17 protein-coding genes and 2 tRNA genes are annotated in these 20,938 nt (G+C 63.1%); 12 read left to right on the top strand and 7 right to left on the bottom strand.

Features of this window, described 5'->3' with window-relative positions; translation table 11 throughout:
• The first annotated feature begins 14 nt into the window (after window positions 1-14).
• The 7 genes from lpxA to G365_RS0102570 all read left to right on the top strand — a co-directional run bounded on the left by lpxA (window position 15) and on the right by G365_RS0102570 (window position 8,476).
• On the top strand, window positions 15-824 hold the full coding sequence (gene lpxA, locus G365_RS0102600) for an acyl-ACP--UDP-N-acetylglucosamine O-acyltransferase (protein ID WP_019643943.1): 810 nt from the start codon (window positions 15-17) through the stop codon (window positions 822-824).
• Window positions 814-1,671 carry an LpxI family protein gene (locus tag G365_RS0102595; RefSeq protein WP_019643942.1) on the top strand — a complete coding sequence of 286 codons (858 nt, stop codon included), beginning with the start codon at window positions 814-816 and terminating at the stop codon, window positions 1,669-1,671. The genes lpxA and G365_RS0102595 overlap by 11 nt, the downstream gene beginning before the upstream one ends.
• Window positions 1,668-2,846, top strand: coding sequence for a lipid-A-disaccharide synthase (gene lpxB, locus G365_RS0102590; RefSeq protein WP_019643941.1), 1,179 nt, complete (start codon window positions 1,668-1,670; stop codon window positions 2,844-2,846). Before G365_RS0102595 ends, lpxB begins: the two co-directional genes overlap by 4 nt.
• On the top strand, window positions 2,843-3,235 hold the full coding sequence (gloA, locus tag G365_RS0102585; protein WP_019643940.1) for a lactoylglutathione lyase: 393 nt from the start codon (window positions 2,843-2,845) through the stop codon (window positions 3,233-3,235). Before lpxB ends, gloA begins: the two co-directional genes overlap by 4 nt.
• 163 nt (window positions 3,236-3,398) lie before the next feature.
• Window positions 3,399-4,502, top strand: a complete 1,104-nt coding sequence (locus G365_RS0102580) for an efflux RND transporter periplasmic adaptor subunit (RefSeq protein ID WP_019643939.1) — start codon at window positions 3,399-3,401, stop codon at window positions 4,500-4,502.
• A 15-nt stretch (window positions 4,503-4,517) separates the two neighbouring features.
• Entirely contained in the window at window positions 4,518-7,637 is a 3,120-nt protein-coding gene (locus tag G365_RS0102575; protein ID WP_019643938.1) for an efflux RND transporter permease subunit, read from the top strand.
• Between the two features lie 203 nt (window positions 7,638-7,840).
• Complete coding sequence (locus tag G365_RS0102570; protein WP_019643937.1) at window positions 7,841-8,476, top strand: LysE/ArgO family amino acid transporter; 636 nt, start codon at window positions 7,841-7,843, stop codon at window positions 8,474-8,476.
• 14 nt (window positions 8,477-8,490) lie between these two features.
• On the opposite strand, the gene G365_RS0102565 is transcribed toward G365_RS0102570, so the two are convergent.
• The 6 genes from G365_RS0102565 to G365_RS0102540 form a co-directional block, all read right to left on the bottom strand.
• A complete protein-coding gene (locus G365_RS0102565) occupies window positions 8,491-9,630 on the bottom strand; it encodes an ABC transporter permease (RefSeq protein WP_019643936.1) in 1,140 nt (379 codons plus the stop codon).
• Entirely contained in the window at window positions 9,627-10,574 is a 948-nt protein-coding gene (locus G365_RS0102560) for an ABC transporter ATP-binding protein (protein WP_019643935.1), read from the bottom strand. The genes G365_RS0102565 and G365_RS0102560 overlap by 4 nt, the downstream gene beginning before the upstream one ends.
• 3 nt (window positions 10,575-10,577) lie before the next feature.
• A complete protein-coding gene (locus G365_RS0102555) occupies window positions 10,578-11,540 on the bottom strand; it encodes an HlyD family secretion protein (protein WP_019643934.1) in 963 nt (320 codons plus the stop codon).
• Window positions 11,537-12,175 carry a TetR/AcrR family transcriptional regulator gene (locus tag G365_RS0102550; RefSeq protein WP_019643933.1) on the bottom strand — a complete coding sequence of 213 codons (639 nt, stop codon included), beginning with the start codon at window positions 12,173-12,175 and terminating at the stop codon, window positions 11,537-11,539. Before G365_RS0102550 ends, G365_RS0102555 begins: the two co-directional genes overlap by 4 nt.
• A gap of 177 nt (window positions 12,176-12,352) precedes the next feature.
• Complete coding sequence (locus G365_RS0102545; RefSeq protein ID WP_019643932.1) at window positions 12,353-13,831, bottom strand: M23 family metallopeptidase; 1,479 nt, start codon at window positions 13,829-13,831, stop codon at window positions 12,353-12,355.
• Window positions 13,832-14,299: 468 nt separating this feature from the next.
• Complete coding sequence (locus tag G365_RS0102540) at window positions 14,300-15,181, bottom strand: N-formylglutamate amidohydrolase (RefSeq protein ID WP_019643931.1); 882 nt, start codon at window positions 15,179-15,181, stop codon at window positions 14,300-14,302.
• A 188-nt stretch (window positions 15,182-15,369) separates the two neighbouring features.
• On the opposite strand from G365_RS0102540, the gene G365_RS0102535 reads away from it, so the two are divergent.
• Window positions 15,370-15,444 (top strand) — tRNA-Val (locus G365_RS0102535).
• 264 nt (window positions 15,445-15,708) lie between these two features.
• Window positions 15,709-15,783: transfer RNA gene (locus G365_RS0102530), tRNA-Val, on the top strand.
• Between the two features lie 197 nt (window positions 15,784-15,980).
• On the opposite strand, the gene G365_RS0102525 is transcribed toward G365_RS0102530, so the two are convergent.
• Window positions 15,981-16,655: a pyridoxamine 5'-phosphate oxidase family protein gene (locus G365_RS0102525; protein ID WP_019643930.1), complete on the bottom strand. Its 675-nt coding sequence runs from the start codon at window positions 16,653-16,655 to the stop codon at window positions 15,981-15,983.
• 150 nt (window positions 16,656-16,805) lie between these two features.
• Between G365_RS0102525 and pdxR the strand changes: the two genes are divergently transcribed.
• From pdxR to G365_RS22590, 3 genes are all read left to right on the top strand, one after another.
• On the top strand, window positions 16,806-18,293 hold the full coding sequence (gene pdxR / locus G365_RS0102520; RefSeq protein WP_019643929.1) for a MocR-like pyridoxine biosynthesis transcription factor PdxR: 1,488 nt from the start codon (window positions 16,806-16,808) through the stop codon (window positions 18,291-18,293).
• Between the two features lie 156 nt (window positions 18,294-18,449).
• Window positions 18,450-19,721 (top strand): GGDEF domain-containing protein, encoded by a 1,272-nt coding sequence (locus G365_RS22595; protein ID WP_019643928.1) that lies wholly within the window; start codon window positions 18,450-18,452, stop codon window positions 19,719-19,721.
• A gap of 26 nt (window positions 19,722-19,747) precedes the next feature.
• Complete coding sequence (locus G365_RS22590) at window positions 19,748-20,929, top strand: GGDEF domain-containing protein (protein ID WP_019643927.1); 1,182 nt, start codon at window positions 19,748-19,750, stop codon at window positions 20,927-20,929.
• Window positions 20,930-20,938 lie beyond the last annotated feature (9 nt).

Here is a 20,938-nt window from a genome sequence, read left to right as displayed (position 1 = left end):
TTTCAGGGTTTTTAATGGCTCACATTCATCCCACTGCGGTCGTAGACCCCAAGGCACGTCTGGCGGATAGCGTCCGCATCGGCCCCTATTGCATTGTCGGCCCCGACGTGGAATTGGGCGAGCGGGTCGAGCTGATCTCCCACGCCGTTGTCGAAGGGCATACGGTTATTGGCGAGGGGACCCGTATTTTCCCCTTCGCTGCGATCGGTCAGATTCCGCAGGACCTGAAGTACAAGGGTGAGGCGGGCCGCCTTGAAATCGGGTCGGATGTGATTATCCGCGAACATGTGACCGTCAACATCGGCACCGAAGGCGGTGGCATGCTGACCAAGGTCGGCAACCGCTGCATGCTGGCGATCGGCTGCCACGTCGCGCACGACTGCATCATCGGCGACAGCGTGCTGGTGATGAACCACGTGCTGCTGGGGGGCCATGTGGTCATCGGTGATTACGCTGTGCTTGGCGGCGGCTCGGCGGTGCATCAGTTCGCCCGCATCGGCAAGCACGCGATGATCGGTGGCCTGTCCGGGGTGGAAAACGATGTCATCCCCTATGGCACCGTCATGGGCAACCGCGCCCGTCTGGAAGGCCTGAATCTGGTCGGCATCAAGCGGCGTGGGTATAGCCGTGAGGAAATCCACGGTCTGCGCAACGCCTATAAAGATCTGTTCCTGTCCTCCGATGATACGGTTCTGTCTGACCGGGTGCAGGCGGTGAAGGTCACCTATGCCGGGCTGTCCGCTGTCAAAGATGTGATCGACTTCATCGAGGCGGACTCTTCCCGCGCTCTGTGTCGGCCGGCGGCAGGGGGCCATGCCTCCTGACCCCGGGCTGCCTGATGCCGCCCCGCGTAAGCTGGGGCTGATCGCCGGGGGCGGGGATCTGCCCGCCCGGGTGATTGAGACCTGCCGGGAAACCGGCAGGCCGATTTTTGTTCTGGCACTGGAAGGCTTTACCGATCCCGGCTGCCTGACCGGGGTGGATCATGCATGGATCCGCCTTGGCGCCGCCGGAGAGGGCTTCCGCCACCTTCATACCCATCATGTGCAGGATATCGTTATGGTTGGTCCGGTCCGCCGCCCCAGCCTTGCCGACCTGCGCCCGGACTGGCGGGCCGCCCGGCTTTTTGCCCGGGTCGGATTGAAAGCGCTTGGCGATGACGGTCTGCTGCGGGCGGTGATCGCCGAGGTCGAGCAGGAAGGGTTCCGGGTCATCGGCGTTGATCAGATTCTGGGCGGGCATCTCGCCCGGCGGGGTGTGCTGGGGGCGGTGCAGCCGGATGAACAGGCGCTGGCCGATTTGCGGCACGGGGCTGCCGTGGCATTGGCCCTTGGCCGTCTGGATGTCGGTCAGGGGGTGGTGGTGCAGCAAGGCATCGTGCTGGCCGCCGAGGCAGTGGAAGGCACGGATGCCATGCTGTCGCGGTGCGCCGATCTGCGGCGGGATGGGCCGGGTGGTGTTCTGGTGAAAATGTGCAAGCCCCAGCAGGACCGTCGGGCGGATCTGCCGACCATCGGGCCGGTAACGGTGACGCGGGCCGCCGCCGCCGGGCTGCGGGGGATCGGGGTGCAGGCCGGTGCAGCCGTGCTGGTTGATATCAACGAGATCCGCCGTCAGGCGGATGCGCTGGGGCTGTTTGTTGTGGGCCTGACCGCAGAGGGAACGCCATGACGTCTGCCGATGATCTGTTGATCTGCATTATTACCGGCGAACCCTCCGGCGATCTGCTGGGCGCGCGGCTGATGGCGGCGCTGAAGCGGCGGTGCGGCGACCGCGTCCGCTTTATGGGCGTTGGCGGTGAAAGCATGGCGGCTGAAGGTCTGCAGACACTGGTCAATCAGTCTGATCTGGCGGTGATGGGCTTTCTGGAAGTGGTGCCGCGTATTCCGCTGGTGCTGCGGCGGGTGAGGGAGGTCGCGGCGGCGATTGCCGCCCGCAAGCCTGCCGTTGTGGTCACGATTGACAGCTGGGGGTTTACCAAGCGGGTTCAGCAGGCTGTGGCCCGTGACTGCCCGCAGATCCCCCGGGTACATTATGTGGCGCCGATGGTCTGGGCATGGAAAGAGAAGCGGGCGGAAGACGTTGCCCGCACGGTGGACCATCTGATGTGTCTGCTGCCGAACGAGCCTGCCTATTTTCAAAAACATGGCCTTGCCTGCACCCATGTCGGTCATTCGGTGATCGAAGGCGGGGCTGACTGTGGTGATGGTGCCGGGTTCCGTGAAAAGCATGGGATTCCGGCCATAGCGCCGGTACTGTGCGTGCTGCCGGGCAGCCGTCGCAGCGAAATCAGCCGCCTTTTGCCCCCCTTCGCCGAGGCGGTGGCGCTGATGGCCAAACGGGTCCCCGATCTGCGGGTGGTGATGCCTACGGTGGCCACCGTGGCGGCGGATGTGGAAAAAGCGGTTAAAGGCTGGGCTGTGCCGGTGACGGTGGTGCGGGGCGAAAAGGCCCGCTATGACGCGTTTGCCGCTGCTGATGCCGCAATGGCGGCATCCGGAACGGTCAGTCTGGAACTGGCGCTGGCGCGGGTGCCGCATCTGGTGGCGTACCGGGTGGCCCCGCTGACGGCCTGGCTGTTCCGGAAGCTCAGTAAGCTCCGATTCGTCAATCTTATCAATCTGCAGTTGGATCGTCTGGCCGTGCCCGAGCTGCTGCAAGAAGATTGCGCGCCGGGGCGTCTGGCTGAAACGGCGTTGCGATTATTGCGGGATGAGGCGGTCCGTACCGAGCAACGGCTTGCATTTTCGCAGGCACTCGCCCATCTGGGGGGCGGTGCTGACCTGCCCAGCGGGCGGGCTGCTTCTGTTGTGCTTGATTTTGCTGAGAAGAGGAAACCGGTATGAGCTTTCAGTTTTTGCACACGATGATCCGGGTGAAAGATCTGGAGGCATCCCTCGATTTCTACACCCGGCATCTCGGCATGCATGTTCTGCGCCGCACGGATTATCCCGATGGCCGCTTTACGCTGGCTTTCGTCGGGTATGGGCCGGAACAGTCCAATACGGTGATTGAGCTGACCCATAACTGGGATCAGCAGGACGCCTACAGCATCGGCACCGGATTCGGCCATCTGGCCCTTGGGGTGCCTGATATCTATGCCACCTGTGACGGCCTGCGGAAGGACGGGGTGAAAATCACCCGCGAGCCGGGGCCGATGAAACACGGGACGACGGTGATCGCGTTCATCGAGGATCCCGACGGATACAAGATCGAGCTGATCGAGAAAAAGTAAGAACAGCGGCGCGGGAGCGCCGCTTTTTTATTCCGGAAAGACGGAACAAACCCTGTTTTAAAGATCCGATTGTTCCTGACAAAGTTGCCTGAAAGGCGAGCGCGGGACTCAGGAATGGGATAGTATGGCGGTGCCCGTCTGGATAACCGCAAGAGGCTGGAAGATGAGAAAATCATATATTGTCATTGGTGTGACCGTGGTTGTCCTGGGCGGGGTGATCGGGTTTGCCAAGTTTCGGGAAAAGATGATTGCCGATTTTCTGGCGAATATGCCGGAGCCGACAATCTCTGTCTCGGCCGCTGCGGTCGGCACTGAAACCTGGATCCGTTCCATTCCGGCCATCGGCACGCTGGAGGCGGTGAACGGTGTGATGATCGCCAGTTCCCAGCCGGGGCTGGTCAAGACGATTCTGGCGCGCTCCGGGGCGACGGTAAAGGCCGGGGAACGGATCGTCGAACTGGATCACGAGGTGGAACTGGCCGATCTGAAGTCGGCGGAAGCCAAGGTCAGACTTGGCAGCCTGACGGTCAACCGCCTGCGGTCGCTGCGGATGTCTGATGCGACCTCTCAGGCCACGCTCGACGAAGCGGAAGCCAACCTGAACATGGCGGCGGCTCAGGCGGACTCGATCCGCGCGACCATTGCCAAAAAGATCATTACCGCCCCCTTCGACGGGGTGCTGGGGATTGTCAAAATTGACAAGGGCCAGTACCTGCAGGCCGGGGAAGCGATTGTGAATGTGCAGGATCTTTCTGAGCTGCTGCTGACCGCCACGGTGGAGCAGTCCGCCCTGCCGTCATTGCAGGTCGGGCAGGTGGTAAAGGCCCATCTGGCGCCGTACCCGCAGGAACAGTTCGCGGGGACCCTCAGCGCGATTGAGCCGCTGGTGGATACCAACGGTCTGGTGAAGATACAGGCCCGCTTCCCGAACCCCGACGGAAAGCTGCGCCCCGGCATGTTCGCCAAGCTGGATATCGAGATGGAAACCCGCGATGCGGTGATCACCGTGCCGCAGACGGCCATCTCCTATTCCCTCTATGGTGATTCTGTCTATGTCATCGGCAAGGATGACAAGGGCGACCTGCGGGTGGAGCGTCGTTCCATTACCGCCGGTCATCGCCAGAATGGCATGGTTGAAGTGCGGACGGGTATCAAGGCTGGCGAACAGGTGGTGACCACCGGCGCGCTGAAGCTGAACAACAAGTCCAAGGTGACGGTTGTCGAAGGGGCGACCCCGGAAGCCACGCCGAAAATCGGCGTGCAGTAAGGAAGGGGCGGCCCCATGCGTTTTACTGATCCATTCATCCGCCGTCCGGTTCTGGCCGTGGTGGTCAGCCTGTTGATCCTGCTGATGGGGCTGCGCTCCATTCAGGATATGCAGGTCCGCCAGTACCCGGAGCTGTCGAACACGGTGATCACGGTCACCACCACCTATGCCGGGGCAGATGCGGCCCTGATGCAGGGGTTCATCACCGATCCGATTCAGGCTGCGGTGGCCAAGGTGAACGGGGTTGATTACATCACCTCGAAAAGCTCGGCCAACATGTCGGTGGTCACTGCGCGCATCCGCCTGAACTTCGACCCCAATGCGGCGATGACAGACGTGATGGCGCAGGTGGCAGCGGCCAAGGCCGACCTGCCCAGCGGCGCTGAAGAGCCGGTGATTGATAAGAAATCCGGTTCCGGCATTTCTAACCTCTATCTGGCTTTTTACAGCTCCAGCCTGACCACGGCGCAGATTACCGACTATGTCAGCCGGGCGGTCAAGCCGCGCCTGTCGACCGTGCCGGGGGTGGCCGCCGTCAATCTGCTGGGGGCCCAGAAGTTCGCGATCCGCATCTGGCTGGATCCTGAGCGGATGGCCCAGCACGGCCTGAGTGCCGAGGCGGTGCAGTCCATTCTGCGCGCCAACAACTTTCAGTCGGCGGCAGGCAGCCTGAAGGGGTATTACGATACCCTGACGATTAAGGCGCAGACCGATATCTCTGACACCACCGCGTTCGAAAATCTGGTGGTGAAAACCACGGCAGACGGCGTTGTGCGCCTGAAGGATGTGGCACAGGTGACATTGGGGGCGGAAAGCACCAATACCACCGTGCTGGCCAACGGGAAGGAAGCGCTGTTCGTTTCGATCGATTCGACCCCGGACGCCAATCCGCTGTCGGTGGTGAAGGGCGTGCGGGAGGTTCTTCCTTCCATTGAAAATGACATGCCCCCGGCGATCAGTCTGGAAGTCAGTTATGACTCCACGGTGTTCATTCAGGAATCCATCAAGGAAGTGCTGAAGACCATCGCCGAAGCGGCGGTGATCGTGGTGGTGGTGATTTTCCTGTTCATGGGGTCGCTGCGGTCGGTGATCATCCCGATTGTCACCATTCCGCTGTCGCTGATCGGCGTCTGTGTGGTGATGCTGGCGATGGGGTTCTCGATCAACCTGATGACACTGCTGGCTTTTGTGCTGGCGATTGGTCTGGTGGTCGATGATGCCATCGTGGTGGTGGAAAACGTTCACCGCCATATTGAAGAGGGGAAAACCCCGTTCCATGCCGCCATCATCGGCGCGCGGGAAATTGCGACGCCGGTTATCTCCATGACGATCACGCTGGCGGCGGTGTATGCGCCGATGGCGTTTCTTGGCGGTCTGACCGGGGCATTGTTCAAGGAATTCGCACTGACCCTCGCCGGGGCGGTGACGGTTTCCGGCGTTATCGCGCTGACTCTGTCGCCGATGATGTGTTCCCGCCTGCTGAAGGCCCATGACGACAGCCGGATGGCTCAGCTGATCGACAAGTGGTTCACCGCCCTGTCAGATAAGTATGAACATCTTCTGGAACGGTCGCTGACCCGTCGGGGCAGCACGCTGTTTCTGGCCTTCATCGTGCTGTCGACTCTGCCGGTGATGTTCTTCTTCGCGTCGTCGGAACTGGCCCCGGCGGAAGATCAGGGGATTGTTCTGGCCCAGATGACCGGCCCGGCCACCGCCAACCCGGAATATATGGCTATGTACGGCCGTCAGGCCGGGCAGGTCTTTGACGGGGTGCCGGAGAAGGAAACCTACTTCCTCGTCAATGGCAGCGAAGGGGTCAGCGACGGTATTGCCGGGGTTATCCTTAAGCCGTGGGCCATGCGTGACCGGACCGAGCAGGCGATTTCAGAATCGCTTCAGGGCTCTCTCAATGCGGTGACCGGCCTGCAGATTTCGGCCTTCTCGCTGCCGCCGCTGCCGGGGTCTGACGGTCTGCCGATTCAGTTTGTGGTGTCGACCACCGCTGATTACGCCACCCTGTTCGGGGTGATGTCGCAGCTGGAAGAAGCGGCCCGCGCCAGCGGTCTGTTCATCTTCCAGATGTCTGACCTGCGGTTTGAGAACCCTGAGGTGGTGGTCACCATCGACCGGGACCGCGCCGGGAAGTATGGCGTGACCATGCAGTCGATCGGGAATGCCCTCGGGACTATTTTCGGGGCCGGGGAGGTCAACCGGATTGATCTGGAAGGCCGTGGCTACAAGGTGATCCCGCAGGCGGAACGTCAGTACCGTCTGGATCCGGAGCGGATTAACCAGATCCATGTCACCTCCGGCGATGGGTCTCTGGTGCCGCTGTCCAGTCTGGTGACGCTGGAACAGCGCACCCGCCCGAACAGCCTGAACCAGTTTAACCAGCTTAACGCCGCCACCTTTGCCGCCGTGCCGATGCCCGGTGTGTCGATGGGGGATGCGCTGGCGTTCCTGAACCAGAAGGGGAAAGAACTGCTGCCGGAAGGGTTCGCGGTTGACTATGCCGGTCCGTCGCGCCAGTTCGTCAAGGAAGGCTCGGCGCTGATGCTGACCTTCGTCTTCGCGCTGGTGGTGATTTATCTGGTGCTGTCGGCCCAGTACGAAAGCTTCCGTGATCCGCTGGTGATCATGACCTCGGTGCCGCTGTCGATGGTGGGGGCATTGATTCCGCTGGCGCTGGGGGTTCTGACGCTCAACATTTACACGCAGGTCGGGTTGATTACCCTGATTGGTCTGATCACCAAGCACGGGATTCTGATCTGCGAAGTGGCGATGGAAGAGCAGATCAAGCGCGGTAAGTCGAAGACCGAGGCGGTGGCCCATGCGGCAGCGCTGCGGCTGCGGCCAATCCTGATGACCACCGCCGCTATGGTCGCCGGGGTGATTCCGCTGACCATGGCCGCCGGGGCCGGGGCGGCCAGCCGCTTCTCTATCGGTGTGGTGATTGCCGGGGGCCTGACCATCGGCACCCTGTTCACCCTGTTCGTGCTGCCGGTGATCTACACCTTCCTGGCCGATGACCATCGTGCCAAGTACCGTGCGAAGCAGGAGCGGGAGGCCGGTCTGGGGCTGGAGGATGAGCATGCTCCGGCCGCTGACAAGCCGGAGGCACCGTCTGCGGTGTAAGCCGGGACTGTCTGAGACTGAAACAGAACGGGGTCGCCTGCGGGTGGCCCCGTTTTGCGTTTCCCCGGTGGCAACAGCGGGGTGTTCTGTGCCATACATGCGGCAGGGGGGCACCGGCCCCGGTTGGCTGCTCCTTGAAAAAGCAGGGCGGTTTTTCGGTTAACCGGATGCCCCTGAAACGGAAAATGCCCCAGAGCGGATGTATGATGGACTTCCATGCTGCTGTTGAAGGTTTTGGGCTGGGGGCCAGCCTGATCGTTGCCATTGGGGCCCAGAATGCTCTGGTGCTGCGGCAGGGCCTGCTGCGGGCCCATGTCGGCCCGATCGTGGCCTTCTGCGCTTTGACTGACGCGATTCTGATCGCTGCCGGTGCTGTCGGGCTGGGGGCGCTGATTCAGGCGGTGCCGTCGCTGCTGCTGGTGGTGACGTTCGGGGGCGCGGCTTTTCTGTGTTGGTACGGCATTTCCGCCGCCCGCCGGGCCCTGCGGCCCGGGGCGCTGCTGCCGACCGAAGAACCGGCCAGACCCCTGAAGGCCCTGTTGCTGACGCTGGCCGGGGTGACCCTGCTGAACCCGCATGTCTATCTGGATACGGTGGTGCTGCTGGGCAGTATTTCCGCCCGTTACAGCGGTGATGCCCGTCTGTCGTTCGTCATCGGGGCGATGGTGTCGTCCGGGGTGTGGTTCAGTGCGCTTGGCTATGGGGCCCGCCTGCTGACACCGGTCTTCCGCAATCCTCTGGCGTGGCGGGTGCTGGATGCCCTGATTGCGCTGGTGATGTGGTCTATCGCGGTCGGGCTGGGGGCGGAAGGGTTCCGGGTACTGGCCAGCGCCGGATAATCAGTGCCGGATAATCAGTCAAGGGTCTGCCGGTATCGCCGCAGGGCGATGAGGGTGGTGACCAGCAGAGTTACGGCCAGAATCAACAGTTCCTGCGCACTTTCACTGATGCCATTGCCCTTCAGCATCACCCCCCGGATGATCCGCAGAAAATGGGTCAGGGGCAGGATTTCGCCTAAACCCTGTGCCCACACCGGCATCCCCCGGAACGGAAACATAAAGCCTGACAGCAGGATTGAGGGCAGGAAGTAGAAAAAGCCCATCTGCATGGCCTGCATCTGAGTGCGGGCAATGGTCGAGAACGTATAGCCGATTGCCAGATTGGCGGCGATGAACAGGATGCTGGCCCCGGTCAGCAGCCCTAACCCGCCGAGCAGGGGGACGGCAAACACCCAGCGCGCCGCCAGCAGAATGATTGCGATCTGCAGATAGCCGACAGCGATATAGGGGATGATTTTCCCCAGCATCACCTCTGCCGGGCGCAGTGGCATGACCAGCAGGGTTTCCAGGGTGCCGCGCTCCCGCTCGCGGGTGACGGCAAGGGCGGTCATCATCACCATGGTCATGGTCAGGACCACTCCCATCAGGCCGGGAACGATATTGTACTGGGTGCTGGCCTCGGGGTTGTAGCGCCGGTGGACGCGCAGATCGAACGGGGCGGCCCGGGGGGCGAGAGAGGCCAGCGGACCGGTCAGATCCGGGGTCAGGGCATTTTGACCCAGCACGTTCAGGGTTGCCACCGCACCGGATGTTGCCGCCGGATCGGTGGCATCGGCCTCCACCAGCAGGGCGGGGCGGTCGCCACGCTGAAGCTGGCGGCTGAACCCGGCAGGGATGCGCACCACAAACTGGACCTGCCCGGTTTTCAGCATCATGTCGGCTTCGGCGTCGCTGTCCGGGGCGGCGATGACCGAGAAATAGCGCGATGCTTCCATGGCGGCGATGATGGCCCGCCCTTCCGGCCCGTGGTCGGCATCCAGCACCGCTGTCGGCAGGTGCCGGGGGTCTGAGTTGATTGCAAAACCGAACAGGATCAGCTGCATCAGCGGAATGCCGACCATCATCGCGAAGGTCAGGCGGTCCCGCCGCATCTGGATGAATTCCTTGACCATCATCGCCCACAGCCGGGCGGGGGAGAAGGCCGGGCGGCTCATGGTGCGCCTCCTGCATACGGGTCCTGCGACCGGGCCATCAGGTGGATGAACACATCTTCCAGCGTGGGCCGGTCTTCCTGCCAGATCAGTCCGGGCGTGGATTGCCATGGCGCAATCGCGGCCAGCAGAGCGCTGCGGCTGGCCCCTCCGACGTGCAGGGCTGACCCGAAAGCAGCCACCAGATCAACGCCGGGCAGGGCCCGCAGTGGGGCCGTCAACGTGGAAAGAGCGCGGGGATCGGTGCCGTCGGAGCGGACGGTGAAGGTGGTCAGCCCGGCGGAGGCGATCACATCAGCCACAGACCCCTGCGCCAGCAGATGACCATAGGCAATGTAAGCGATGGCATGGCAGCGTTCCGCCTCATCCATGTAATGGGTGGAGACCAGAACGGTCATTCCATCTGCGGCGAGATCGTGGATATTCTCCCAGAAGGCGCGGCGGGCTTTTGGGTCCACTCCGGCTGTCGGCTCGTCCAGCAGCAAAAGGCGGGGGCGGTGGAGAATGCACGCCGCCAGCGCCAGCCGCTGCTTCCAGCCCCCGGAGAGTTCACCGGCCAGCTGCTTCCGGCGGTCAGCCAGACCCAGCCGGTCAAGGGTGGCGGCGACCAGCGCCCGCCGCTGCGGAAGGCCGTGTACCCGGGCGACGAACTCGAGGTTTTCGGCGATGGTCAGATCCTCATAAAATGAGAATTTCTGAGTCATGTAGCCGATCTGCCGCTTAATCTCTGCGGCCTGTTGACGGATATCTAAGTCAAGGCAGGTGCCGGTCCCCTCATCGGGGGTCAGCAGGCCGCACAGCATCCGCAGGGTTGTGGTCTTGCCGGATCCGTTCGGGCCAAGAAAGCCGGCGATCTGCCCGGCCCCGACGGTCATGGTCAGGCGATCGACAACTGTTTTGGGGCCGAAGCGTTTGGTCAGTCCGCTGACGGAGATGGCGGGGGTCATCTGTTACCCTCCGCTGCGGGAGGGCAGTCTGACCACAACCGGCTGACCGGGGTGCAGCGGGGCGTCCCGGCGGTCAGGCACGGCATCGACCCGGAACACCAGTGTTGCGGTGTTGTCGCGGGAATACAGCACGGGCGGCGCATAACTGGCTTCCCCAGCGATAAAACGCACCCGGGCTGTCAGGCCGTCCGGGCAGCCATCGCAGCGGATGGACAGGGCCTGATCGGGCGACAGCCCGCTGATCTGCTCCGGCCCCAGATACAGGCGGATCTGCAGGCGGGCGGGATCAAGCAGAGTGACCACCGGTGCCGCAGCGGTGACGGTTTCCCCGGCCTGAAACAGCACATCTTCCACCCGTGCGGGGACCGGGGCGGTGGCGGTACGCTGCGACAGGGCCCAGTCTGCTGCCGCCAGATCAGCCTCTGCCGCCGTCACAGCCGCTTCTGCGGCGGCAATGGCGGCACTGCGGGCCCCTTCCTGCGCCTGTGCCAGACGGGCGGTCAGCTCGGCGATTTTGGCCCGGCTGCGGCTGGCGTCAGCTTCGGCTTTTTCCAGCAGGGCGCGGGCGGTGGCTTCAGTGCGGCTTAATCCGCGCTGGCGGGCCAGTTCGGCATCGGCCTGCCGGGCGTCGGCCACGGCCTGATCCCGCTGCGCCCGCAGGGCGTTCAGCTCCTGCGGGCGCAGGCCGGTCAGCAGATCATCCCGCTGGTTGCGGGCCTGCCCCAGACGGGCGGCGGCGGCATTGCGGCGGGCCTGCTCGGCCCGGTCATCCAGCCGGAACAGTGTGGCCCCGGCGGCCACCTCATCCCCGCGCCGGACATCCACCGCTGCCACCTGCCCGGCGGCAGGCAGGCCGACATGGATGCGGTCAGCTTCAACATATCCGGTGACGCTGCCGGTTTCGTCCTGACAGGCGGTGACGGAAAGCAGGAGAACCATCAGCGGGAAGAGGCGGCGCATCGTCATGGCTGGGGCTCCGGCTGTGCGATCAGACCATTCAGCAGCAGATCAACCGCCTGCCGGGCATATGTATCGGGGTCAAGGTGTCGCCCGGTTGCCGGGGCAATCGCTGTGTTCCACAGGGTCATCAGCAGAAAAGGGGAAAACAGGACCACCGGCTCCACCGTCAGCGGGCGGAATTCTCCCCGGCTGATCCCACGGTCCAGCAGGCGGCGGAGCAGGGCTACGGCCCGGCCAATCACTTCCTCCGCCCAGAAGGCCGCCAGCTCCGGGAAGGCTTCCGCCTCGGCCAGAATCAGTTTGGGCAGACGACCGGCGGCGGAATGGCCGAGAGTGACGGCCAGATGCACCAGCACCTGCCGCAGTAGCGTGGCCGATGGGACGGTGCTGTCCGCATGGGCCACCGTGTCATCCAGTGTCGCGACAAGGGGCAGAATGGTCTGGCGGACCATTTCTTTAAACAGGTCTTCCTTGCCGGAAAAATACAGATATAGCGTGCCTTTGGAGACCCCGGCCCGGGCTGCGACGGCATCAAGCCGGGTGGCGGCAAAACCGTTGCGGGTGAACTCCTCCAGCGCCGCAGTCAGGATCTCTGCCGGGCGGGCATGCTTACGGCGGCGGTTGCGGGGGGTGTCGGTCATCGGGCATCTTTTAATAACTGACTAGTCAGTTATTAAGGCGCGCGGCGGACGGACTTGTCAAGGCATGCCGGTTAACTGAACGGGCGGGCAAGGCCGCCGTGACCCCGGTACATAAAAAAACCGGAGGAAGCTGATGCTTCCTCCGGTTGGGGTCAGGTGTGTGTGTGGTGGATTGTTTTAACGTTTGGCGGTCCGGGACGGAATGCCGTTGGGCAGGCCAGCCAGTGTTTTTTCCATCCCGGCCCGGGCCGATTCAAACTTCTTCAGGTCAGCACCGGCAAGCTTGCGACCGGTGGGGAAGCGGACCCCCATTGGGTTAACCTGCTTGCCGCCCTGCAGAATTTCATAATGCAGATGGGGGCCGGTGGAGCGCCCGGTCGTGCCGACAAAGCCGATCACGTCCCCCTGTCTGACCCGGACACCGCTGGAGATGCCCTTGCCGAAGCCCGACATGTGGGCGTAAGCGGTTGCATATTCCGAGGTATGGCGGACCCGGACGTAATTGCCGTAGCTGCCATTGGGAGAGGCCATTTCAATGACCCCATCCCCGGCGGCATAGATCGGGGTGCCGGTGGGGGCGGCAAAGTCGACGCCCTTGTGCATGGTGGTATACCCCAGCACCGGATGATTCCGCGATCCGAAGCCGGAGCTGAGCCGTGCCCCGTTAATCGGGGTGCGCAGCAGCGCCTTGCGGATGCTTTCACCCTTGCTGTTGTAAAAATCTTCGGTTCCGTCCGGCGACTTGAAGCGGAACAGTGTGATGGTGTTGCCCGACAGCGTCATCGAGGCATAGACCAGATCACCGACTTCCACGGTTTCGCCGTTGGCGGTTGCCTTCCGGTTGAAGGCCAGCTCGAAGGTGTCGCCCTTCTGGATGTCGCGCTGAAAGTCGACATCGTAGGAGAAGATGCGGATAAATTCGTTCAGGGCCCCGTGCGGCACACCGGCCCCGATGGCGGCATCAAACAGGCTGCTGTTGATGCTGCCTTTAAAGCGGACCAGCTCTTCCGTCAGCTTGGCTTTCAGCTGGCTGGAGGAGAAGCCGTTATCCTCGCTGCGCGAGGTCAGGATCTGCACGCCGGGATTTGGGGTGAACGAAAAGCCCTGAAAGGCCTGCTCGCCGTCTTCGCCAATGGCAAAGGTCAGGGTCAGTTCGTCACCGGCACGCAGGGCACGGGGATTGTAGATGTCCTGCAGGGCTTCCACGGCGGTCAGGGCATCCTGACGGTCAACGCCCCCGGCGCCGAGAACGCTCATCAGCGTATCGCCGCGGCCGACTGTCACCACCCGGGTGCTGACGCTTTCCGCGTTGGCGGACGGGGCAATGGCAGCATCACCGGCCTGCAGCGAAACGGTCTGGATCGGGCCCTGCTGCTGATTGCGTGTCAGCGGGCGCGGCGGGGTGCGCGGGCCGGTCAGGCTGCGGGCGTCGCCGCTATTCTGGGCATGAGAGGGCGCGTCGGCACTATTGTCGGTCCCGGCGGAAGCGGTCTGCGTTCCTGCCGATTTCGGGCCTTCAGCGGCTTTCGGGGCCGGTGTGTGTTGTGCGGAAGCGGATTCCGGCGGGGAGTGGAGGACCGATGCCAGCAGCGCCACGGAACTGGCACCGCACACCATACCCAGACCCGCAAACAGTATCGGCTTGCAAAACCGCATCAAGGCCCCCGTCTCTGGCCGTCCCTGCCATACGTCTTTCTGGCCGGGCGTCGTGATCCTGGTGTCTGACCCCGGTATGCCGGTTGCCGCATTCAGGGTTCGGCCGGCAGGGGTCAGCTTGCTTGGGTTTGGCGAGTCGACCCGGCAAAACCAGACCAACACGACAGAAGAAGTGCGACGACAGAATGATGGCGTGATCCGGTGGGCTGTCAACCGCGATCGCCGGTAGTTTAGAAAGAAAATTCAGACCATTCAGACACAATCATAATTGTATGATTGCAAACTGTTTTGTAAGTGACTGAAATTTCTTAAAAACCCCCGGCGGGGCGGGCTTTCTGCCCCCGGTCGCCTGCTTTTGGCGTCGGTGCGCGGCATAGTACCGATCACGTCCCCGGTGTCCAGCCTTAATGCCGCCGAGTCTGGGAAAAAATATTCTTGACACTGTTTTTTATGTAACAGTGATGGCCGTCATCGCTTCAGCACAATTCCGGCGCGGTGGGTGACGGCCATCAGGGTATCGCGCATCAGGGCGCGCAGGGTGGAAAACCCACGCCGACGGTCATAGGTGCTTTCGTCCATATACAGGCTGCGGTTTATTTCGATCTGCAGACTGTGGACCCCGTTTTCCGGCTGGCCATAGTGACGGGTGATGAACCCCCCGGCATAAGGGGTGTTGCGCATGACCCGCCATCCGCCGCGCTCCAGCGCGGAGCGGGCGGCATCGGCGAGGGAGCGATGGCAGCTTACCCCATAGCAATCCCCCAGCACGAAGCCGGTCACCGGCGGGCCTGCCGGGACGGTGACAGACGGCATCGAATGGCAGTCAAGCAGCAGGCAATAGCCGAAGCGGGCCCGCGTTTCCTCGATCAGCCGCTGCAGGGCCTCATGATAAGGATGATACAGGCAGCGGATGCGGGCCTCGGCATCGGAGAATGACAGCTTGCCGCGGTAAATCGTATTGCCGTTGCCGACGATGCGGGCGATGGTGCCAAGCCCGGAGGCGACGCGCGGCGATGTGCTGTTGATGCCCGGCGGCAGCGGGGTGTCGAACATCTCGGGGTCGAGTTCCCACGCTTCGCGGTTCAGGTCGAGGTAGGCGCGTGGATAGGTGGCGCGCAGCAGCGGCGCACCAAGATCGGGGGCATCGGCCACCAGCTCATGCACATAACAGTCTTCCGACCGCCGGATCGCGGAGGGATCGAGCTGTGATGAGTCCAGAAAAGCCTGCGGGTAGTAGTCCCCCGAATGCGGGGAGGTGACCACCAGCGGCAGGGTCTGCTGCGCCGGACGGTCCAGCACAAAGGGGGGGCGCTCTTCCGCCGGGTGGAGCTGGGGAGATCCTGTTTCCATATCAGCACGCTACACCAAGGGCGCAATCCCTTCCAAGGGGGCAGCCGGGGAGAGCCTTCCGATTTCTGTCATTTTGAAAAAATACACTTTTTTGAAAAATACCTGTTGCCAGCATCGTTCAGGCTGAGTATAAAGCCGTCCTCGCAGCGACGAACCGCCGGTGACGGCGACGCGGAGCAAAGCGAAACGGGCGTGTAGCTCAGTGGGAGAGCACTGTGTTGACATCGCAGGGGTCGCAAGTTCAATCCTTGCCACGCCCACCATCAAAACCCCGAGGGAAACCTCGGGGTTTTGTCTTTTCCGCCCCACTTTCCATCCCCTTTGTCCGTTGCGCTTTTACGGCAGGCTCTGCCTGCGGGATGCGGCTAAAGGCGGTGGTTTGATAAAAAAATCAAAAAAGTGAAAAACAGGGCTTGCGCAGTTCGGCGAGGCTGGATATAAAGCCGCCCTCACGACGACGCAGACAGCGACCGGATGAAAAAGCAAAGCGCTTTCAGATGGTTGCGGAAAGTGCCGCCGAGAGAAACGGGCGTGTAGCTCAGTGGGAGAGCACTGTGTTGACATCGCAGGGGTCGCAAGTTCAATCCTTGCCACGCCCACCATCAAAACCCCGAGGGAAACCTCGGGGTTTTGTCTTTTGCCCTGAAGGTTTCCGGTGTCTGCTGTTCCGGTGTCTTCCGGGGCTAAGAATTTAACCGGGGCTAAGAATTCAAACAGAAATCCCCCGGCCCGGGGTGGCCGGGGCCGGGGGATGGTCTCGGATGCGCTTCCGGCGTGGACGGGGCAGCATCCGATTGGCTTACAGACCGCGGAACATCGGCCCCTGCGGAAAAGCGGTGATCGCCTCAGGTGGTTCAACGCCGGGCTGCACACGGCTGTCATCTTCCGGGGTGCCCCAGCGGCTGTGCAGTGGCAGGACACCGGCCCAGATCGGCAGGGCGTAATCCTCGGCATCATCAACCGGGGGGCCGTTCCGCACCTTGCAGGATGCCTCATCAAGGTCCAGCGCCAGCACGCCGGTGGCCTTAAACTCTTTCGGGTGCATCGGGCGCAGGGCGTCCCACCGCCCGGGGGTCAGGCTTTCGATCATCGCTTTCAGGGCGGCTTCCTTATGAACAGGGTCGTCGATCAGGCGCGGGCGGCCATGAACGACCACTGAGCGGTAGTTGACGCTGTGATTGAAGGCCGACCGGGCGATCACCAGTCCGTCAAGAATCGACACCGTGACGCAGACATCCTGCCCGGCTGCGGCGGCGATGGTGCGGCTGGTGCTGGCCCCATGCCAGTACAGGGTATTGCCGTCCCGCCATTGCAGGGTGGGGATCACCACTGGGCGACCGTCGATGATGTAGCCGACATGGCACAGGGGCATGGCATCAAGAATGGCGTGCAGCGTTTCCGCATCGTACCGGGCACGCTTGGCCCCCCGTTTTACAGTGGCGTGGGCGGAAGGGGGCAGGGTCTGATCGGTCATCGTCACGGGGTCCTTAAACAGGCAGCCGAAAAACAGGGGCAGGGGGGGGATCCGTCTCTGCCGTCCGCTGACTTTTGATCAAAACTGGCCTGTCAAAAAGATCCACTCTGCAATAATCTTTACAGACCAGTTTGAGCGGGGGGCAACGTGATGGGCGGGGCATGGATCGGGGTTTCTCTGGATCCGCAGGCAGACGCGCCGGTGTATGTGCAGCTGTATGAGCAACTGCGGGATCTGATCCTGCGGCGGGTTCTGCGGCGGGAAGAGCGTCTGCCGTCCAGCCGCCTGATGGCGGCGGAGCTTGGGGTCTCGCGGGCAACCGTGATCGCGGCCTACGATCAGCTGGTGGGGGAAGGCTATATCGCCGGGCGGGCTGGCAGCGGCATGTATGTCTGCCCGCTGCCGGAGGAGACCTTGACCGTTTCCGGTGCGGTGCCGCGCCCGGCTCCTGCGCCTGCCACGCCGCCGCGTGTCCGCCCGTGGGAAGAGGTGCCCGGCTGGCCGCCGCCGCTTCAGCCGGGGGAGCCTGATTGTCGTCTGTTCCCCGCCGCAGAGTGGAGCCGGGCGCTGGCGGGAAGCTGGCGCCGCCCGTCCCCCCGGGTGCTGGGGCATGGGGAAACGGTGTTCGGGGATCCGGCCTTACAGCAGGCACTGGCGCGGCATCTACAGGTGTGGCGGGGGATTGATGTGACCCCGGATCAGATCATCATCACCGCCGGGGCCGGGGATGGCATTGATCTGACCCTGCGGGCTTTCGTCGGACCGGGGGAGGGCGTGGTGCTGGAAAACCCCGGATATGCCCCGGCCCGGAACATGGTGACCGACCGGGGCGGGGTACCCCTTGATTGCCCGGTGGACAGCAGCGGTCTGTGTCTGGAGGGGTTGGCGGCCCTGCGGTGGGCGGCACCGGTGCGTCTGGCGATGGTGACCCCGTCCCGGCATTATCCGCTGGGGTACACGATGCCGTTGCCGCGCCGTCTGGGCCTGATCGACTGGGCCAGACAGCAGGGGGCGATGGTGCTGGAAGATGATTATGACAGCGAATTCCGCTATGGCGGGCGGCCCCTGGCGGCGCTGGCCTCGCTGGATCATGGGGCCCGGGTGATTTACCTCGGCAGTTTTTCGAAGGTCTTTGCCTCCGGGGTGCGGCTGGGCTATCTGGCGGTGCCCTTGGCCTCGGTGGAACGGTACCGGGCCTGCCTGCAGGCCACCGGCCCCCGGGCCTCTCTGGCCCTGCAACCGGCGCTGGCCGACTTTATGGACAGCGGGGCCTATGCCCGGCATCTGCGGCGGATGCGCCGTGTTTATGCCGACCGTCAGGGGGTTCTGTTACAGGCCCTGCAGGAGCACTGCGCAGACTGGCTGACCGTGCCGGAGGTGCAGCCATCGGGGATGCATGTGGTGGCCCGGCTGTCTGACCGGCTGATGCAGCGGTTGATTCAGGCCGGGCCGGTTCCGCCCGATCAGCAGATCGCAGACCGCTGCCGTACCGCCGGGGTGAGTGTCCGCGCTCTGTCCGGGTATTGCCGGAAACCTGTTCGCGAAAGTGGTATTCTTATCGGGTTTGCTGCCTATACCCCGCAGGAAATCAGAAGCGCAGCCGTTAAATTACGAATGATTCTTCTGTCGCTGGATTAAGCGGACTTTACCCGGTCTGTCTGGCGCGGTAGCTTTGGAGAGCTCAGGATATCGGATCCGCTGCTGCCTCTTGGGGCAGGCTGATCCCGTGCCGGGCTGCGCTTTTCGCATCAGGCCGTTCCGGACAGGCTGTGCGATCACGTCAATGGGGTGGGGATGCGGACACTTGATCTGCCGACAATGGCGCTGCTCAGCGTCTGTATCGGTATTGCCACGGTGATTCTGATGGGGGTGATCTGGCGTGCCAATGCGCGTATGCCCGGCCCGGCCCTCTGGTTTGTCGCCAGCCTGCTGTCGCCTGTGCTGGCTGGTGTCACCGTCCTGATCCGGGATGCGGAGACCGGGCCTTATCCCCCCCACTGGGGAATGGCCTATACATCGCTGGCGGCGTTGCTGTTCGTGCTGGTGATTGATGGTCTGATCCGTTTCATGGCAGCCGAGGACCGTCAGGCGGTTCCGGAACGGGCCTATGGGCGGACGTTTGCCTTCTGCACCGCCGCTGCTCTCAGCGGGCCGATTCTGGCCGGGCTGTTCAGCGATCCCGTCCTCCGGCAGACGGTGCAGGATGGTGTGCTGTTGCTGTTGGTGGCGGCAGCCCTGCTGCTGCTGCTGCGCGGGGCGGCGGATGTCAGTATCCCGATCCGTCTGTTCGGCTGTGTGGCCTTCCTGCTGGTGGGGGGGGCTCTGCTGTGGCGCTGGATCAACACGTATCACCTGCTGACCGGCGATCTTATGGTCGGGGACAGCCCGCGGACCCTGCAGGCCATTGATGGCACCGCCCAGTTTCTGTTCACCGTATGGTCGTTCTGGTGGACCTATGCGGTGGTGCTGATGGTGCTGAAGCGGTCTCAGGCCCGCATTGAGGCCCTGAGCCGGGAAGATGCGCTGACCGGCCTGCCCAACCGCCGCGAATTTGACCGGGTCTTTGAAGCGGCGGCGAAGCCGTTGCTGTCGGTGCCGGAACGCTCGGGGATCCGGGGGGCTCCGCTGCCGAAGAGTGTGCCCGGCTTTGCGGTCCTGACTTTTGACCTCGACGGCTTTAAGGAAATCAACGATACGATCGGCCACCTTGCCGGGGATGACTGCCTGATAGAGGTCGGGCGGCGGCTGAAACTGTTCTGCCGGTCCGGCGACCTTCCGGCCCGCTTCGGCGGTGATGAGTTTGTGGTGCTGTTGAAAGAGATTGTCACTGCCGAGGATCTGACTGCGGCGATGACCCGCCTTCAGGCGGCGGTGGAAGGCCCGGCGGTGACCCGGGACGGACAGACTGTGACCGTCCGTCTGAGTATCGGCGGCGCGCTGGTGCCTGCCGATGGCATCAACCAGACGGACGTGCTGCACGTTGCGGATCAGCGGATGTATCAGGCCAAGCAGCAGCGCCGCCGTCAGTCGTGGCCCCGTGCTGCAGCGGAGGAAACCGCATCGTGATCCGGTCGGTGTAAAAGGGGATTAGGGTGTTTTCAGTCGTTCTGCATCCGGCAACCCTTGCCATCACCAATGCGTTTATCAACATCGCATCGGTGGCGATGATGGTGATTGTCTGGCGGACCACCCCGGGAACCCGGGGACCGGGCTGCTGGATGATCGCCTCTATCGTCTGCATGACGGCGTATTCCAGCGGTATGCTCGGTATCTTTGATACCTACATCTGGAATGCGACGGTCAACGTTGCCACCATGACGCTGTTTTCCCTGTATTTTGAAGGGATCCTGCGGTTCAAGGGGATTGGCTCGATCAAAGGGCGCTGGCCGTGGTGGGCGGCGCTGTTTGTGGTGGTGGTGGTGGTGTCGGTGATCACAGCCCCTTACCCGCCCCGGCGCTACATGTTCAGCGACAGCTATTATCTGGTCCTGCTGCTGTCCGGGGCGCTGATTTTGCTGTATCGGCAGGACAGGGCCACCCGGGCGGCGGAAACCCTGTGCGCGGCGGTTCTGTTCTGCCTTGCCATCGGCTTTGCGATGCGCTGGAACTACACCCTGCGTCTGCTGCTGGGGGCGGGCGACCGGCCGCAGGCAGTGAATGAGCCGCTGTTCTTTACCTTCACGGTCTGGACCCTGCTGTGGATGACCGGGGCCGCTGCCCTTGTGCTGTACCGCAAACAGGGGGAGCTGGAAGCCCTGACCCGGCGGGATCCGCTGACCGGGCTGGCCAACCGCCGCCAGATGGATGCTCTGCTGGAAGAATCGTTTCTGGCGCTGGAGCGTAACGGCGAAGGCTTCGGGTTGGTGCTGTTTGACCTTGACCGTTTTAAGCAGGTCAACGACGTCAACGGCCATGCGGTCGGCGATGCCCTGCTGAAGGAGATCGGGGCCCGCCTGCAGGCAAGCTGCCGCGAGGGAGAACATCCGGCCCGTCTGGGGGGGGATGAGTTTGTGGTGCTGCTGAGTGATATCACCACCCGCGACCGCCTCGACCGCTTCATCGAACGCCTGCGGCTGTCGGTCTCCGGCACTGTGCTGCTGGAAGGTCGCCCGTTGCAGATCGAAATGAGTATCGGCGGTGTTCTTGCCCCGCAGGATGGCAGCAGCCAGACCGATCTGCTGCATGTTGCCGATACCCGGATGTATGACGATAAGCGCCGCCGCCGCAGCCAGTGGCAGCAGCTGGACTGGTCTGCCCCGCTGATCAAGTCCTGACCGCTGATG

The organism is Novispirillum itersonii subsp. itersonii ATCC 12639 (assembly GCF_000381985.1).
Lineage (GTDB): Bacteria > Pseudomonadota > Alphaproteobacteria > Rhodospirillales > Rhodospirillaceae > Novispirillum > Novispirillum itersonii.
The sequence above is the reverse complement of the archived record's forward strand: the minus strand, read 5'-3'. Positions and strand labels throughout refer to the sequence as shown.